Annotated in this window: 23 protein-coding genes; 22 read left to right on the top strand and 1 reads right to left on the bottom strand. The window is 44.9% G+C overall.

Going from position 1 to position 14,784, the window contains the following annotated elements; genetic code table 11:
• Position 1: 1 nt before the first annotated feature.
• From rplF to J7I83_RS16285, 22 genes are all read left to right on the top strand, one after another.
• Complete coding sequence (rplF, locus tag J7I83_RS16390) at positions 2-541, top strand: 50S ribosomal protein L6 (RefSeq protein ID WP_215102485.1); 540 nt, start codon at positions 2-4, stop codon at positions 539-541.
• Positions 542-574: 33 nt separating this feature from the next.
• Positions 575-937, top strand: coding sequence for a 50S ribosomal protein L18 (gene rplR, locus J7I83_RS16385; RefSeq protein WP_142830558.1), 363 nt, complete (start codon positions 575-577; stop codon positions 935-937).
• Positions 938-958: 21 nt separating this feature from the next.
• Positions 959-1,459, top strand: coding sequence for a 30S ribosomal protein S5 (gene rpsE, locus J7I83_RS16380; protein ID WP_215102484.1), 501 nt, complete (start codon positions 959-961; stop codon positions 1,457-1,459).
• Between the two features lie 14 nt (positions 1,460-1,473).
• Positions 1,474-1,656 carry a 50S ribosomal protein L30 gene (gene rpmD, locus J7I83_RS16375; RefSeq protein ID WP_006828946.1) on the top strand — a complete coding sequence of 61 codons (183 nt, stop codon included), beginning with the start codon at positions 1,474-1,476 and terminating at the stop codon, positions 1,654-1,656.
• Between the two features lie 33 nt (positions 1,657-1,689).
• Positions 1,690-2,130 (top strand): 50S ribosomal protein L15, encoded by a 441-nt coding sequence (gene rplO, locus J7I83_RS16370; RefSeq protein ID WP_215102482.1) that lies wholly within the window; start codon positions 1,690-1,692, stop codon positions 2,128-2,130.
• Positions 2,130-3,425: a preprotein translocase subunit SecY gene (gene secY, locus J7I83_RS16365; RefSeq protein ID WP_215102480.1), complete on the top strand. Its 1,296-nt coding sequence runs from the start codon at positions 2,130-2,132 to the stop codon at positions 3,423-3,425. The genes rplO and secY overlap by 1 nt, the downstream gene beginning before the upstream one ends.
• A gap of 61 nt (positions 3,426-3,486) precedes the next feature.
• On the top strand, positions 3,487-4,140 hold the full coding sequence (locus J7I83_RS16360; protein ID WP_215102478.1) for an adenylate kinase: 654 nt from the start codon (positions 3,487-3,489) through the stop codon (positions 4,138-4,140).
• A 398-nt stretch (positions 4,141-4,538) separates the two neighbouring features.
• Complete coding sequence (gene infA / locus J7I83_RS16355) at positions 4,539-4,757, top strand: translation initiation factor IF-1 (RefSeq protein WP_006828950.1); 219 nt, start codon at positions 4,539-4,541, stop codon at positions 4,755-4,757.
• A 36-nt stretch (positions 4,758-4,793) separates the two neighbouring features.
• A complete protein-coding gene (gene rpmJ, locus J7I83_RS16350) occupies positions 4,794-4,907 on the top strand; it encodes a 50S ribosomal protein L36 (RefSeq protein ID WP_006828951.1) in 114 nt (37 codons plus the stop codon).
• 24 nt (positions 4,908-4,931) lie between these two features.
• Positions 4,932-5,297, top strand: a complete 366-nt coding sequence (gene rpsM, locus J7I83_RS16345; RefSeq protein ID WP_215102476.1) for a 30S ribosomal protein S13 — start codon at positions 4,932-4,934, stop codon at positions 5,295-5,297.
• Positions 5,298-5,322: 25 nt separating this feature from the next.
• Positions 5,323-5,712, top strand: coding sequence for a 30S ribosomal protein S11 (rpsK, locus tag J7I83_RS16340; protein ID WP_006828953.1), 390 nt, complete (start codon positions 5,323-5,325; stop codon positions 5,710-5,712).
• A 129-nt stretch (positions 5,713-5,841) separates the two neighbouring features.
• Positions 5,842-6,786: a DNA-directed RNA polymerase subunit alpha gene (locus tag J7I83_RS16335; protein ID WP_142830567.1), complete on the top strand. Its 945-nt coding sequence runs from the start codon at positions 5,842-5,844 to the stop codon at positions 6,784-6,786.
• Between the two features lie 46 nt (positions 6,787-6,832).
• The gene (gene rplQ / locus J7I83_RS16330; RefSeq protein WP_008432531.1) at positions 6,833-7,207 is read left to right on the top strand and encodes a 50S ribosomal protein L17; all 375 of its coding nucleotides are present in this window, start codon (positions 6,833-6,835) and stop codon (positions 7,205-7,207) included.
• A 293-nt stretch (positions 7,208-7,500) separates the two neighbouring features.
• Positions 7,501-8,349: an energy-coupling factor ABC transporter ATP-binding protein gene (locus J7I83_RS16325; RefSeq protein ID WP_215102474.1), complete on the top strand. Its 849-nt coding sequence runs from the start codon at positions 7,501-7,503 to the stop codon at positions 8,347-8,349.
• On the top strand, positions 8,325-9,197 hold the full coding sequence (locus tag J7I83_RS16320; RefSeq protein ID WP_215102472.1) for an energy-coupling factor ABC transporter ATP-binding protein: 873 nt from the start codon (positions 8,325-8,327) through the stop codon (positions 9,195-9,197). The genes J7I83_RS16325 and J7I83_RS16320 overlap by 25 nt, the downstream gene beginning before the upstream one ends.
• Entirely contained in the window at positions 9,194-9,991 is a 798-nt protein-coding gene (locus J7I83_RS16315) for an energy-coupling factor transporter transmembrane component T family protein (RefSeq protein WP_215102471.1), read from the top strand. Before J7I83_RS16320 ends, J7I83_RS16315 begins: the two co-directional genes overlap by 4 nt.
• 11 nt (positions 9,992-10,002) lie before the next feature.
• Entirely contained in the window at positions 10,003-10,746 is a 744-nt protein-coding gene (gene truA / locus J7I83_RS16310) for a tRNA pseudouridine(38-40) synthase TruA (RefSeq protein ID WP_215102469.1), read from the top strand.
• 194 nt (positions 10,747-10,940) lie between these two features.
• On the top strand, positions 10,941-11,378 hold the full coding sequence (gene rplM, locus J7I83_RS16305; RefSeq protein ID WP_215102467.1) for a 50S ribosomal protein L13: 438 nt from the start codon (positions 10,941-10,943) through the stop codon (positions 11,376-11,378).
• Positions 11,379-11,408: 30 nt separating this feature from the next.
• A complete protein-coding gene (gene rpsI / locus J7I83_RS16300; RefSeq protein WP_058386707.1) occupies positions 11,409-11,801 on the top strand; it encodes a 30S ribosomal protein S9 in 393 nt (130 codons plus the stop codon).
• A gap of 112 nt (positions 11,802-11,913) precedes the next feature.
• Positions 11,914-12,348 carry a VOC family protein gene (locus tag J7I83_RS16295; RefSeq protein WP_215102465.1) on the top strand — a complete coding sequence of 145 codons (435 nt, stop codon included), beginning with the start codon at positions 11,914-11,916 and terminating at the stop codon, positions 12,346-12,348.
• 176 nt (positions 12,349-12,524) lie between these two features.
• Complete coding sequence (locus tag J7I83_RS16290) at positions 12,525-13,589, top strand: Mrp/NBP35 family ATP-binding protein (RefSeq protein WP_215102463.1); 1,065 nt, start codon at positions 12,525-12,527, stop codon at positions 13,587-13,589.
• A gap of 193 nt (positions 13,590-13,782) precedes the next feature.
• On the top strand, positions 13,783-14,466 hold the full coding sequence (locus tag J7I83_RS16285; RefSeq protein ID WP_215102461.1) for a KinB-signaling pathway activation protein: 684 nt from the start codon (positions 13,783-13,785) through the stop codon (positions 14,464-14,466).
• 19 nt (positions 14,467-14,485) lie between these two features.
• Here the strand turns inward: J7I83_RS16285 and J7I83_RS16280 are convergent.
• Positions 14,486-14,784, bottom strand: a 299-nt coding sequence (locus J7I83_RS16280) for a hypothetical protein (protein WP_215102459.1), incomplete at its 5' end; no start/stop codon positions are given.

The following is a 14,784-nucleotide window of genomic DNA, read 5'->3' as shown; positions in this document are numbered from 1 at the left end:
AATGTCACGTGTAGGTAAAAAACCAATCGAGGTACCTGCTAGCGTTACTGTAACTTTTGGAGACAAGAATGCCGTAACTGTTAAAGGACCTAAAGGCGAGTTGACTCGCACATTTAACCAAGATATTACAATCACACAAGAAGATAACGTGCTAACATTGACACGTCCTTCAGATTCTAAAGATCACCGCACAAACCACGGTACAACTCGTGCTTTGCTTGCGAACATGGTCACTGGAGTTTCAGAAGGATTCCAACGTTCACTTGAACTAGTTGGTGTTGGTTACCGTGCTCAATTGCAAGGACAAAAATTGGTTCTTAACGTAGGTTACTCTCACCCGGTTGAATTCACACCGGAAGAAGGAATCACAGTTGAAGTTCCAGCTAACACAAAAGTCATTGTTAAAGGCATCGATAAAGAACGTGTTGGAGCTCTTGCTTCGAACATCCGCCAAGTACGTCCACCAGAGCCATATAAAGGTAAAGGTATTCGTTACGAAGGAGAAGCAGTTCGCCGCAAAGAAGGTAAAACAGGTAAATAATGCTGCTTAGGCAGGCTGAAAGGAGTGACCTCAGTGATTACGAAACTCGATAAAAACGCATCTCGTAAAAAACGTCATGCACGCGTACGTTCTAAAATTACGGGTACAGCACAACGCCCGCGTTTAAACGTATTCCGTTCAAATAAATACATTTATGCTCAATTGATCGACGATACAAATGGCGTTACACTTGCAAGTGCATCATCTATGGAGAAAGATTTCTCAGTAGAATCAACTGGCAACGTGGAAGCGGCAGCTAAAGTCGGCGAAACAATCGCAAAACGCGCTACTGAAAACGGCTTAAAATCGGTTGTTTTCGACCGCGGTGGTTATTTATATCATGGACGCGTAAAAGCATTAGCAGAAGCTGCCCGTGAAAATGGTTTACAATTTTAAAAAGAAGGAGGGACACATTTCATGAGTCGTATTGATCCAAACAAACTTGAACTTGAAGAACGCGTAGTTACAATCAATCGCGTAGCTAAAGTTGTAAAAGGTGGACGTCGTTTCCGTTTCTCCGCTTTAGTTGTTGTAGGCGACAGAAATGGTAATGTTGGTTTTGGTACTGGTAAAGCTCAAGAAGTTCCAGATGCTATCCGCAAAGCCATCGAAGATGCGAAGAAAAACCTTATTGAAGTACCAATGGTTAAGGGTACAACTCCACACTTAGTAACTGGTCGTTTTGGCGCAGGCCAAATTCTTATCAAACCTGCTTCTCCAGGTACTGGTGTAATTGCTGGCGGACCTGTTCGTGCGGTACTTGAATTAGCTGGGGTACAAGATATTTTATCTAAATCTCTAGGTTCAAGCACACCAATCAACATGGTACGTGCAACTATTAACGGTTTAACTCAATTGAAGAGTGCCGAAGAAGTCGCAAAACTTCGCGGTAAATCAGTTGCAGAACTGTTAGGATAAGGAGGGAAAATCACATGGCAACTAAATTGGAAATTACCCTCACAAAATCTGTGATCGGTGCTAAGCCGCCACAACGTAAAACTGTTCAATCATTAGGATTGCGCAAAATGCATCAAACTGTTGAGCACCAAGACAATGCAGCCGTTCGCGGAATGCTTGATAAAGTCGCTCACTTAGTAACTATCAAAGAAGTTTAATTACGGATTTCTATAGAAGGAGGTGCCAACCAAATGAAACTTCATGAATTAAAACCAGCAGAAGGTTCACGCAGCTCAAGAAAGCGTGTCGGACGCGGTATCGGTTCAGGTACTGGTAAAACAGCAGGTAAAGGTCATAAAGGTCAAAACGCACGTTCAGGCGGCGGTGTTCGTCCTGGATTCGAAGGCGGTCAAAACCCTTTGTTCCGTCGTTTGCCAAAACGTGGATTTACCAACATTAACCGTAAAGACTATGCAGTCGTGAACATTGAAGTGTTAAATCGTTTCGACGAAGGCACAGAAGTAACACCTGCATTGTTGATTGAAGCAGGTGTTGTGAGCAATGAACGTTCTGGAATCAAAATTCTCGGCAATGGTAGCTTAGAAAAGAAATTGACAGTAAAAGCTCACAAATTCTCTGGATCAGCTAAAAAAGCGATCGAAGCTGCTGGCGGACAAACCGAGGTGGTTTAATGTTTCAGACAATCTCTAATTTTATGCGCGTGACTGATATTCGAAATAAAATATTCTTTACATTACTGATGCTCATCATTTTCCGTATTGGAACTTTTGTTCCAGTACCGAATGTTGATGCTTCGGTTTTGCAAGCTACTGACCAGATGGGTCTGGTTGGATTCTTAAATACTTTCGGTGGAGGTGCCCTTGCTAACTTTTCGATTTTAGCGATGGGAATTATGCCATACATTACAGCATCAATTATCGTGCAGTTATTGCAGATGGATGTTGTACCGAAATTTGCAGAGTGGGCGAAACAAGGTGAAGTCGGAAGACGGAAACTTGCTCAATTCACTCGCTACTTCACAATCGTTCTTGCCTTTATTCAAGCAATCGGTATGTCTTATGGATTTAACCAAATGTACGGAGGTTCTTTAATCCAGAACGACACGATCTCAACCTATGTTGTAATCGCCATTGTATTGACTGCTGGTACGGCGTTTCTACTGTGGCTTGGTGAGCAGATTACGGCAAAAGGTGTGGGGAACGGTATTTCGATTATCATCTTCGCAGGGATTGTCGCTGCAGTACCAGGCGCTGTAAATCAATTATATGCACAGCAGATCCAAGGAGCTGGAGATCAGCTTCCGATCAATATTGCCATCATGGCATTGCTTGCATTGGCTGTTGTTGCCATTACGGTCTTGGTCATTTACGTTCAACAAGCGTTGCGTAAAATACCGATTCAGTATGCAAAACGAGTTGCTGGCCGTGGCCAGACAACAAGTGGGCAGCAAACGCATTTACCTTTGAAAGTGAACGCGGCCGGAGTTATCCCGGTAATCTTTGCAGTAGCGTTTATCATTACGCCACAAACCATTGCTTCTTTCTTTGGTGCCAACGCGTTTACAGAAGCGATTCAGAATACGTTCGATTATACGCGCCCTGTCGGCATGATCATTTATGTCGCTTTGATCGTAGCATTCACGTACTTCTACGCATTTATTCAGGTCAATCCTGAGAACGTGTCGGATAACCTTAAAAAGCAAGGCGCATATATTCCGGGAATCCGTCCGGGTAAAAATACGCAGGATTATTTAACAAGTGTGTTATACCGATTGACATTCGTCGGTGCCATCTTCCTGGCAGTCATTGCAGTTCTACCGATTTTCTTCATCAACATTGCGAATTTGCCGCAATCGGCGCAAATCGGTGGGACGAGTCTTCTGATTGTTGTTGGGGTAGCACTTGAAACGATGAAACAATTGGAATCTCAGCTTGTAAAACGTCATTATAAAGGCTTTATGAAATAATCAGTAGGATCTAGGGGGGCGTGAAAGCGTCTCTTATCCAATTGTCTGAGGGGGAAAACGTATGAATATCGTATTAATGGGTCTACCGGGTGCCGGAAAAGGTACTCAAGCAGACGAAATTGTTAAGAAGTACGACATCCCTCATATTTCTACAGGTGATATGTTCCGAGCCGCTATAAAAGGTGGAACGGAACTGGGCTTGAAAGCAAAGTCATTCATGGATCAAGGTGCTCTAGTGCCTGATGAAGTGACAATCGGCATTGTCCGAGAACGACTAAGCGAAAAGGATTGTGAAGAGGGCTTCTTATTAGATGGCTTTCCACGAACAGTCCCTCAAGCGGAAGCGTTGGAATCTCTTTTGGCCGATCTTGATAAGCGAATCGAGCATGTCGTAAATATCCAAGTTGAACAAGACGAGTTAATTGCACGTTTGACAGGCCGATGGATCTGTAAAGTTTGTGGAACTGCTTACCATACTGTGTTTAACCCGCCGGCAAAAGCCGGAGTGTGCGACAAAGATGGCGGAGAACTCTACCAGCGTGAGGATGACAAGCCTGAAACCGTCACTAAACGTTTAGAAGTAAATATGCAACAAACGCAGCCGCTTCTTGATTTCTACGAAAGCAAAAACGTGCTGCAAAATATAGATGGACAGCAGGACATCCAAAAAGTATTTGCTGACATTGATGCTCTTCTAAAGGGCGACCGAGGCTAATCCCCGGCGCCGGGCGAAGCTAGTTGCCTCCATGTGGCTTTAAGGAGCACCGAAGATATGAATTTTCGAGAGCTGCAAAAGCAAACAAGACTTAGGATATGAAAGTTGATGCAAAATGCACTATAGTGCAATTGCGCATTGAAACTAGTATAATGAGTTTCGTGGAAGCATCTGTGTAACGGGTTTGGAACTCATCCAAAGCAGTCCGGGCAGTCGAGGATACATGAGACAGACTGGCTTTGCCGGATTAACCACGGCCCGCTGTTTGGCGGACTTGGAGAATGTCTTTCGAATGTCACTCATGCATTTCTTGTGAATGAATGTACTATTACTATTCAATCAGCAAATACTGTTTGAAGATGAGAACCTGATTTGTATACAGAAGGGAGACTGGGTCGATGGCGAAAGACGATGTAATTGAAATCGAAGGAACTGTCGTTGAGACTTTGCCTAACGCGATGTTTAAAGTGGAATTGGAAAACGGCCATACGATTCTTGCGCACGTATCAGGCAAGATTCGTATGCATTTCATCCGCATTCTGCCAGGAGATAAAGTAACAGTTGAACTTTCTCCTTATGATTTAACACGCGGTCGTATCACATACCGTTTTAAATAATCTTTTGCACTCCGGACTATAAGGAGGTTGGGTTAGATGAAAGTGAGACCATCTGTAAAACCGATCTGTGAAAAATGTAAAGTTATTCGCAGAAACGGTAAAGTAATGGTAATCTGTGAAAATCCGAAACACAAACAAAGACAAGGCTAATTCTGAAGGAGGTGCATCGCACACATGGCACGTATTGCTGGTGTTGACATTCCGCGCGACAAACGCGTTGTTATTTCATTAACATACATTTTCGGTGTTGGTAAAACAACTGCACAGAAAGTTCTTTCTGCTGCTGGTATCTCTGAAGAGACACGAGTTCGTGATCTTACAGAAGATGAGTTGAACAATATCCGTGAACAATTAGATAAGTACAAAATCGAAGGTGACCTTCGCCGTGAAGTTTCAATGAACATCAAACGCTTGATGGAAATTGCTAGCTTCCGAGGGATCCGCCATCGTCGTGGACTACCTGTTCGCGGTCAAAATACGAAGAACAATGCGCGTACGCGTAAAGGTCCTCGTAAAACTGTAGCTAACAAGAAAAAATAATCAGTAAAGGAGGTTTCTTCTTAACATGGCACGTAAACAACAAACTCGTAAGCGTCGTGTGAAAAAGAATATCGAATCTGGTATTGCTCACATCCGCTCAACATTCAATAACACAATCGTTACTATCACGGATATGCAGGGTAACGCTGTTTCATGGTCAAGTGCAGGGGCTCTAGGATTTAGAGGTTCACGTAAATCTACTCCTTTCGCTGCTCAAATGGCTGCTGAAACTGCTGCAAAAACATCAATCGAACATGGCCTTAAAACTCTAGAAGTTACAGTTAAAGGTCCTGGTTCAGGTCGTGAAGCTGCAATCCGTGCACTTCAAGCTGCCGGACTCGAAGTTACAGCTATCAAAGATGTAACTCCAGTACCTCATAACGGTTGCCGTCCGCCAAAACGCCGTCGCGTATAATCGTTAATCTGAATGGGATTTTTGAACATCACGACTTACTGAATGGGTTCTGAATCGTAGCGAAAGTCTGTGACTATCGAATTCTTGATGAAGCGAAAAAAACCGACGTTTTGAAGGAGGGTAAAATGAATGCTCGAAATAGAAAAACCAAAGATTGAAACGGTTGAGATCGACAGCAATGCCAAGTTTGGTAAATTTGTTGTTGAACCTCTTGAGCGTGGATATGGAACCACTTTAGGAAACTCCTTACGTCGAATCTTACTTTCATCTTTACCTGGCGCAGCTGTTACTTCAATTCAAATTGATGGCGTTCTGCACGAATTCTCCACTGTCGAAGGTGTAGAAGAAGATGTAGCAACTATTATTTTGAATATCAAAAAGCTGGCTTTGAAAATTTACTCTGACGAAGAAAAAGTCATTGAAATTGATGTAAAAGGTGATGGAACGGTTACGGCTGCAGATATCACGCACGACAGTGACGTGGAAATTCTGAATCCGGATCTATATATTGCAACAATCGCTAAAAATGGTCACCTGCGTATGCGCATGTATGCGAACAGAGGCCGTGGATATGCCCGTGCAGATCAGAACAAACGTGAAGATCTTCCGATCGGCGTTATCCCGATTGACTCTATTTACACTCCAGTTTCACGCGTTAATTTCCAAGTGGAAAACACTCGTGTGGGTCAACTGGCTCATTTCGATAAATTATCTCTTGATGTCTGGACAGATGGCAGCATTGGTCCTAAAGAGGCAATTGCGCTTGGCGCAAAGATTTTTACTGAGCATTTAAATATCTTCGTGGGATTAACAGATGAGGCACAAACGGCTGAAATCATGGTTGAAAAAGAAGAAGACCAAAAAGAAAAAGTATTAGAGATGACTATCGAAGAACTTGATCTTTCGGTCCGTTCTTACAACTGCTTAAAACGTGCGGGTATCAACACGGTACACGAATTGGCAAGCAAGTCGGAAGACGACATGATGAAAGTACGCAACCTCGGACGCAAATCACTTGAAGAAGTTAAAGTGAAGTTGGAAGATTTAGGGCTTGGCCTTCGTAAAGAAGACTGAGTGTTGAGATCGGATCCGAACTATTCAACAAAGGAGGGAAACTTCAATGAGAAAGCTTCAACGTACAAGTTCTCAACGTAAAGCACTATTACGTGACCTTACAACAGACTTAATCGTACATGAACGCATTCAAACGACTGAAGCTCGTGCGAAAGAAGTGCGTTCGACTGTAGAAAAAATGATTACGCTTGGTAAACGTGGAGATCTTCACGCTCGCCGTAAAGCAGCAGCATGGATGCGCCGTGAGTTGGTAACAACTGCAGACGCTGAAGGCAACGAAACAACAACTTATGCTTTGCAGAAATTGTTTGATGATGTTGCACCACGTTACGCTGACCGTCAAGGCGGTTACACTCGTATTATGAAAATGGGGCCTCGTCGCGGAGATGGAGCACCTATCGTTATTATCGAACTGGTTTAATCAATCGAAGGGGGTTAATAGCCCTCTTCTTTTAGCATTATGATTTATACGACAATATGAAAAGCTGAGTGTTATGATGAGCGAGCCGAAAGGCGGCGTCTCGTCTAGCTCTACGCACCTCATTCAACCCTGGCTTAAGCAACCGGGGAAGCCATAGAGACAGAAAAGCGCATTTCTCTGAATGAGGTGCGCGCTTTTTTTATTTATTTACCGTTTTACAAAAGCTGTCGAAACCCAGTAGAGTAGAGAAGAGCAGAGCGAAGAAAAGCAAGTGTTAGAGGAGGTCAGCTGAGATGAATTCGAACATATTGTCATTTGAAAATGTGACATTTACATATGCACCAGAAGATGAGACGGTGAAACCGGCCGTACAGGATTTGTCATTCTCGATTCAGAACGGGGAATGGATTGCCTTGGTCGGCCATAACGGCTCAGGAAAATCGACCATCGCCAAATTGATGAACGGCTTATTGTTTCCACAAACCGGAAAAGTTTATGCCATGGACAAATTGATGGCGGAAGAAACCCTCTGGGACATCCGTTCGCAGATGGGTATGGTGTTCCAGAACCCGGATAATCAGTTTGTTGGAGCGACGGTCCAGGACGATGTAGCTTTTGCATTGGAAAACAACGGTGTGCCGCATGACGAAATGGTGATACGTGTAAAAGAAGCGCTGCATCAAGTGAAGATGGAAGCTTATTTTGACCACGAACCCCATCATTTGTCCGGTGGCCAAAAGCAGCGTGTGGCGATAGCTGGTGCTCTTGCACTCCGCCCACGTCTGTTGATACTGGATGAAGCGACATCGATGCTCGATCCGCAAGGGCGCATGGAAGTCATCGAAACCATTCGTGAACTGAGGGAAGCGACAGGCCTTACGGTCATATCGATTACGCATGATCTGGAAGAAGCAGCGATGGCTGACCGCATTCTTGTGATGAATGCGGGGCATAAACAATTAGAAGGCACGCCGGAAGCTGTTTTTCTTTCCGGAAACGAACTGATGACTTTAGGCTTGGACTTGCCGTTTGCGATGCGCATGACGCATTTGCTGCGGGAAGCCGGAGTAGAGTTGCAAGGGGAACATATGACAGAAGATGAATTGGTGGATGAATTATGGACATTTTACTCCAGGAAGTAGGATATAGTTATGCAAAGGACACGCCATTTGAAAAGCGGGCGTTGACGGATGTATCACTGCATATTCCTTCCGGTTCCTATACGGCAATCATTGGACATACCGGATCCGGCAAATCGACGGTTCTTCAGCATCTCAATGCCTTGTTGAAGCCGACAGAAGGGTCTGTCTTGATTGGCGCGCGCAAAATCGAAGCGGGAGTAAAAGCGAAGAATTTACGCGATGTCCGCCGTCAGGTCGGCATTGTCTTTCAATTTCCCGAACAGCAGCTGTTTGATGAGACGGTCTTGAAGGATATTATGTTTGGTCCTCTCAATTATGGTGTTCCGGAAGAAGAAGCGAGTCGACGGGCGCATGAGTTGGTTGAACAGCTTGGTTTGCCTCCTGAGGTGTTGACTAAGTCGCCATTTGATTTGTCCGGCGGCCAAATGCGCCGTGTGGCCATCGCTGGTGTGCTGGCAATGGAGCCGGATGTGCTGGTTCTGGATGAGCCTACAGCCGGACTCGATCCGCGTGGCCGCCGTGAGATTATGGACCTGTTCCATCAGCTGCACATTCAAAAAGGCCTGACGACCGTGCTGGTGACCCACAGCATGGAAGATGCCGCGCGCTACGCAGACAGTGTTGCGATTATGCATAATGGGCGTTGTGTAGTCACAGGAGAGCCTGAAGAGATCTTTTCGAATGAGGAGCAGCTGAGGGATTATCGCTTGGAGCCGCCGCGGACCATCCGCCTGCAGCGGAAATTTGAAGATAAAGCAGGCATTAAACTCGATGCTATTTCATTGACGGAAGAAGCGTTGGCCAAGAACATCGCATTGGCTTTATCGGAAGGACGTGGTTCCGAATGATGGAGAAAATGATATTTGGCCGTTTTATTCCTGGGGATTCCATTATCCACCGAATGGATCCGCGAGCGAAGATTTCATTTGTTTTTGTTTTTATTGCCATCGTTTTTATTGCCAATAGTGCCGTGACTTATGGGATTATTCTGGGGTTTACCTTAGCAGTGGTATTCCTGTCTAAAATTCGGTTGTATTTTTTGATAAACGGATTGAAACCGGTCTTTATTCTATTGATTTTCACCTTTTTGCTGCATATTTTCTTTACGCGGGAAGGCGATTTGCTGTTGGATATCGGCTTTATTGAGATTTATGAAGAAGGATTGCGGCAAGGGATATTCATTTCCATCCGCTTTCTGGTACTGGTGTTCATCACCAGCATCTTGACGTTGACGACTTCACCAATTTCCATTACTGATGGCATTGAAGTGCTGCTCGGGCCATTCAAGCGCGTCAAGCTGCCGGTTCACGAATTGGCATTGATGATGTCCATTTCCCTGCGGTTTATCCCGACATTGATGGACGAGACAGGCAAGATCCTCAAAGCGCAGATGGCCAGAGGCTCGGATATCGGCTCAGGGCCGATAAAAGAGCGCATTAAGGCCGTTGTGCCCTTGCTCATTCCATTGTTCGTCAGCGCTTTTAAACGGGCTGAGGATTTGGCTACAGCGATGGAAGTAAGAGGCTACCGGGGAGGCGAAGGCAGAACGCGTTACCGCCAGTTGGACTGGCGTTTTGTGGATAGCCTGAGTCTGCTGGTGCTGGCAGGGCTTGCGGGAATGCTTTGGTATTTCCGGATATAAGGAGAGAAATTATGAAACGATTAAAAGCGACAATTGCCTACGACGGCTCCGGTTTTGCAGGTTATCAGGTGCAGCCGGATTCCCGTACGGTCCAGCTTGAATTAATGAAAGTGCTGAAAACCATCCATAAAGGAAAAGTGATCCAAGTAGTGGCAAGCGGGCGAACAGATGCCAAAGTTCATGCCACAGGGCAGGTCATCCATTTTGATACGGAATTTTCCATTCCTGTGAGCGGCTGGCTAAAGGCCCTGAACGTGCTGTTGCCGGAAGACATCCGAGTCAGTTCGATCGAAGAGGTGGATGCATCTTTTCATGCGCGCTACCATACGTCAGGCAAGACCTATCGCTACAAATGGGACCTCAGTCCGATCATCAGCCCGTTCACGCGAAATTATATGGTTCATGTCAAGCAGCCACTTGATGTAGAAGCCATGAGAACAGCTGCGCGGGCCTTGATCGGCACTCACGATTTCTCCAGCTTTTGTGCAGCGAATACAACGGTGGTCGACAAAGTACGTACGATTTGGCGCGTGGATTTTGAAGAGCATGGCAATGAATTGCATATGGTCATCGAAGGATCCGGATTTTTATATAACATGGTCCGCATCATTGCAGGGACTTTAACGGAAGTCGGCATCGGCAAAAGAAAAGCTGAAGAGCTTGGCCGAATTGTGACTTTGGCTGATCGGGATGCTGCAGGAAAAACAGCGGCGGCGCATGGTCTCTATCTGGAAAGCGTGATCTACAGGAGCTGAAGCAACTTTTCCTGGTGTTTTCAGAAATACTCTTGACTTTTTAGCGTTTCCGTTATAACATAATGGATGGTATTTTCATTACCCCCACGATATGCCCCGGAAGGTTATTTGTGTTTAGGGATAACGAAAAAACGGAACAGCGGAACACTGTAAAAGAATTTAAAAACAAACGATTTATTAGGAGGACAATATACATGCGTACAACATTCATGGCTAAGGGTCACGAAGTAGAGCGTAAATGGTTAGTTGTCGATGCAGAAGGGCAAACTCTTGGACGTTTAGCTTCTGAAGTCGCTTCAATCTTACGTGGGAAATATAAACCAACATTCACACCAAACGTTGACACTGGTGATCACGTGATCATCATCAACGCTGAAAAGATTCACCTTACTGGTAAAAAGCTTACGGACAAAATCTACTACCGCCACACACAATACAGCGGTGGATTGAAACAGCGTACTGCACTTGAAATGCGCACAAAATACCCAACTAAGATGCTTGAATTGGCTATCAAAGGGATGCTTCCAAAAAACTCTTTAGGTCGTCAAACGTTCAGAAAGCTGCATGTCTATGCTGGCCCAGAACATAACCACCAAGCACAAACACCAGAAATCTACCAGCTTCGCGGATAATAATTTAGTAAATAAGAGGAGGATACACCTTTGGCACAAGTTCAATATATTGGAACAGGTCGTCGTAAAAACTCAACAGCTCGCGTACGGTTAGTACCGGGTGACGGCACAATTACTATCAACAAACGTGACGTAGCAGACTACGTTCCTTACGAAACATTACAACAAATCATCAAACAGCCACTAGTTGCTACGGATACTCTAGGAAGCTATGACATCCTTGTAAACGTAAACGGCGGTGGATTCACAGGCCAAGCCGGAGCAATCCGTCACGGTATCGCTCGCGCTCTACTTACTGTAGACCCTGCATTCCGTCCTGCGTTGAAATCTGCTGGGTTGTTAACACGTGACCCACGTATGAAAGAACGTAAGAAACCAGGTCTTAAATCAGCACGTCGTGCACCTCAGTTCTCAAAACGTTAATTTCGATTTTCGTTTACAAAGCACTTTCCGAAGAAATTCGGAGAGTGCTTTTTTATGTTCAATTAGAAGCTTGAACAAGTAAAATAGAAGAAACTAGAGGAGGCGAGGTAAGATGAACCGGATCAATTTAATTTGCTTGGGTGTCAAAGACATGAAAACATCGGTGAAGTTTTACAGAGAGGGGCTCGGCTTTGAAACAGAGGAAAAAAGAGAAAATCCTGAAATTGTGTTTTTTAACTCTTCTGGTACAAAACTGGAGTTGTATCCATTAAACGAATTAGCAAAAGATATTGATGAAAAGAATCCGCCAAGCGGCAGCGGATTTTCTGGCATTACTTTGGCATTCAACGCGAAGTCTAAAGAAGAAGTGGACCAGGTAATAGCCTCAGCGAAGGCAGCTGGGGGAGAGGTCGTCAAAGAACCGAGAGATGTTTTCTGGGGTGGCTACTCAGGTTACTTCACAGATCCCGACGGTTACTACTGGGAAGTGGCGTGGGGGCCGAATTTTGCGTACGATGAAAACGATATGCTGAAACTGAATTCGTAAATGGTATTCTTCGTCACTCCGACTATTCTATTGAAGAAAAGCCGCTTTACCGTTTCTTTCATCCCTGCTGGAGCTAAGTGGTTTTTTTCATTTTTCTTGTAAGAGCGAATAGATTAAAAATAAGATTTGCTGTGCTATACTTTATGGTGAGCAAAATTGATGGGGAGTGTATCGATATGTTAACTGAAGTACAAGTGCGCGAATTACTCGGAGCGTTAGAAGATCCGTTTTTACATAGATCGTTTACTGAAACGAACGGCATCACGTCCGTAACGATCAAAGAAGAAAAAAAACATGTCAGCGTCAAATTGGCGATTGCTAAAACCAACACGCCTGAACAAATGCAGCTTCAGATGAAAGTTGTCGATGTATTGAAAGGAGCGGGAGCGGGATCTGTCGGCATCCGTTTTGAAGAGCTTCCGCCAGAAGCGTTGGCCCAGTTCCGTGGAACGGCAAACGAATCAGAAGCACAGGATCTATTGTCGCCATTGAACAAAGTTGAATTTATTTCAATCGCCAGCGGTAAAGGCGGCGTCGGAAAATCGACAGTGTCTGTCAACCTGGCGATTGCATTGGCGCGTCTTGGCAAAAAAGTAGGCCTGATCGATGCGGATATTTACGGATTTAGCGTACCGGATATGATGGGCATCGACAAATCGCCGGTCGTTCGCGGCCAAACGATCATTCCAGTTGAGCGGTTCGGCGTGAAAGTCATCTCCATGGGCTTTTTCGTTGAAGACAATATGCCAGTCGTTTGGCGCGGCCCTATGCTGGGCAAAGTGCTTGACCAATTCTTCCGCGATGTAGAATGGGGAGATTTGGATTACCTTCTATTGGATCTGCCGCCTGGCACAGGGGACGTCGCACTCGACATCCATCAAATGCTTCCGGCTTCCAAGGAAATCGTCATCACGACACCTCACCCGACGGCAGCATTTGTCGCGGCGCGGGCAGGAGCCATGGCACTTCAAACCGACCACGAAGTATTGGGTGTCATCGAAAACATGTCCTGGTTCGAAAGTAAAGAGACCGGCAAGAAAGAATACTTGTTCGGACAAGGCGGCGGACCGAAGCTTGCAGAAGAACTGCAAACTCCGTTGCTTGGACAGATTCCACTGGGCCAGCCGGACTGGAACGAAGAAGACTTCGCGCCGTCTGTCTACCTGGAGGATCATCCAACAGGAAAAATCTACGAAGACATCGCGAAGCAAGTATTAAAGCAATTCGCCGATAAAAAATAAAAGCGCAAGTTGCCTGGAAGCCTTAACTGGTTTTCGGGCTTTTATTTTGTTAGATGGGCAATGGGATATGGCGATTCCGTAACAAAGATCCGACTTTCAAGGTTTGTTCACAATCTGTTACACGTGGTGAATGGATTTTTCAATAGCCGGTTGGTACAATCTTAGAAGGACTTTAAATAACGGAGGCATTCAATTGACAATAAGAAATTGGGTTAAGTTTTTTTTGAAAGCACTTTTACTTGGTGGAGCGGTAACCGGAGTGCTCGGTTTATTCGTTCGCTGGGATGATGTATTTTCACAACCGTTTCATGCGGGCGAGTGGGGCGAGTTTCTGGCAGGATTTATATGGCTGGTCATTATCGGTCTGACGATGAGTATCATCAGCCAATTGTGTTTCTTTGCGTATTTGACAGTACACCAAATAGGGATGAATATTTTCCGTACATTGCGCCTGTGGAACTGGGTTCAACTATTGATTATCTTGGTGGTCATTACCGATTTGGTTTTATTCCGATTTGCGCCAAATGCAGAAACGACCGAGCAGGTTTGGTTATACGGAATACTCTTGGCAATTCTGATCGTTACAGCAGTTGTAACAGCTTACTTCAAAGCGAAGTGGACCAATAAGGAGACATTTATATCCGCGTTGTTCTTCATGATTGTTATCACGACGGTGGAATGGCTGCCTGCATTGATGGTGGAAGAAGGGAATATCGACAGTTGGGTTACTTTATTGCTGTTCCCATTCCTGGCAGTGAATGCTTATCAGCTATTGGTGTTGCCGAAATACAATGCCCAATCAGATGTTGACCGACAGAAATTGGAAGAGCGGCGCACTGCAAGAAAAGCGCAAGCGCAGACAGCTTCCAAAAAATAAAACCATTCATCCGCTGATTTCATTCCAGCGGATGAATGGTTTTTATGTTTGTGAGAAAAACAGCTAGGTGGCTAGAGAATGCAGGTGGCTGTAAGGAAGAACGTGGCTGGAAAAGATTTAGAAATGAGGAATACAGAAGGAAAAGAAGAGTTTCAAGAAAAACTTTCGAGAAAGTGTTGACAGGAATATAAACATGCTTTAATATAGTAAAAGTCGCCAAGCAACAACGAACAACATAAATGAAACGGCGGCAACAAACTGAACCTTGAAAACTGAACAGCAAAACGTCAACAAACAGCAACGGCCGTTGAACGCGGC

The sequence above is a fragment of the Planococcus sp. ISL-110 genome, from assembly GCF_018613575.1.
GTDB lineage: Bacteria > Bacillota > Bacilli > Bacillales_A > Planococcaceae > Planococcus.
The sequence above is the reverse complement of the archived record's forward strand: the minus strand, read 5'-3'. Positions and strand labels throughout refer to the sequence as shown.

Coding starts and splice junctions, on each gene's coding strand:
- rplF (WP_215102485.1), top strand. CDS start 2: ATGTCACGTGTAGGTAAAAAACCAATCGAGGTACCTGCTAGCGTTACT.
- rpmJ (WP_006828951.1), top strand. CDS start 4,794: ATGAAAGTGAGACCATCTGTAAAACCGATCTGTGAAAAATGTAAAGTT.
- rpmD (WP_006828946.1), top strand. CDS start 1,474: ATGGCAACTAAATTGGAAATTACCCTCACAAAATCTGTGATCGGTGCT.
- rpsK (WP_006828953.1), top strand. CDS start 5,323: ATGGCACGTAAACAACAAACTCGTAAGCGTCGTGTGAAAAAGAATATC.
- J7I83_RS16295 (WP_215102465.1), top strand. CDS start 11,914: ATGAACCGGATCAATTTAATTTGCTTGGGTGTCAAAGACATGAAAACA.
- rplO (WP_215102482.1), top strand. CDS start 1,690: ATGAAACTTCATGAATTAAAACCAGCAGAAGGTTCACGCAGCTCAAGA.
- J7I83_RS16320 (WP_215102472.1), top strand. CDS start 8,325: ATGGACATTTTACTCCAGGAAGTAGGATATAGTTATGCAAAGGACACG.
- J7I83_RS16325 (WP_215102474.1), top strand. CDS start 7,501: ATGAATTCGAACATATTGTCATTTGAAAATGTGACATTTACATATGCA.
- rpsM (WP_215102476.1), top strand. CDS start 4,932: ATGGCACGTATTGCTGGTGTTGACATTCCGCGCGACAAACGCGTTGTT.
- J7I83_RS16315 (WP_215102471.1), top strand. CDS start 9,194: ATGATGGAGAAAATGATATTTGGCCGTTTTATTCCTGGGGATTCCATT.
- secY (WP_215102480.1), top strand. CDS start 2,130: ATGTTTCAGACAATCTCTAATTTTATGCGCGTGACTGATATTCGAAAT.
- rplQ (WP_008432531.1), top strand. CDS start 6,833: ATGAGAAAGCTTCAACGTACAAGTTCTCAACGTAAAGCACTATTACGT.
- rpsE (WP_215102484.1), top strand. CDS start 959: ATGAGTCGTATTGATCCAAACAAACTTGAACTTGAAGAACGCGTAGTT.
- J7I83_RS16360 (WP_215102478.1), top strand. CDS start 3,487: ATGAATATCGTATTAATGGGTCTACCGGGTGCCGGAAAAGGTACTCAA.
- rplM (WP_215102467.1), top strand. CDS start 10,941: ATGCGTACAACATTCATGGCTAAGGGTCACGAAGTAGAGCGTAAATGG.
- infA (WP_006828950.1), top strand. CDS start 4,539: ATGGCGAAAGACGATGTAATTGAAATCGAAGGAACTGTCGTTGAGACT.
- J7I83_RS16335 (WP_142830567.1), top strand. CDS start 5,842: ATGCTCGAAATAGAAAAACCAAAGATTGAAACGGTTGAGATCGACAGC.
- J7I83_RS16290 (WP_215102463.1), top strand. CDS start 12,525: ATGTTAACTGAAGTACAAGTGCGCGAATTACTCGGAGCGTTAGAAGAT.
- truA (WP_215102469.1), top strand. CDS start 10,003: ATGAAACGATTAAAAGCGACAATTGCCTACGACGGCTCCGGTTTTGCA.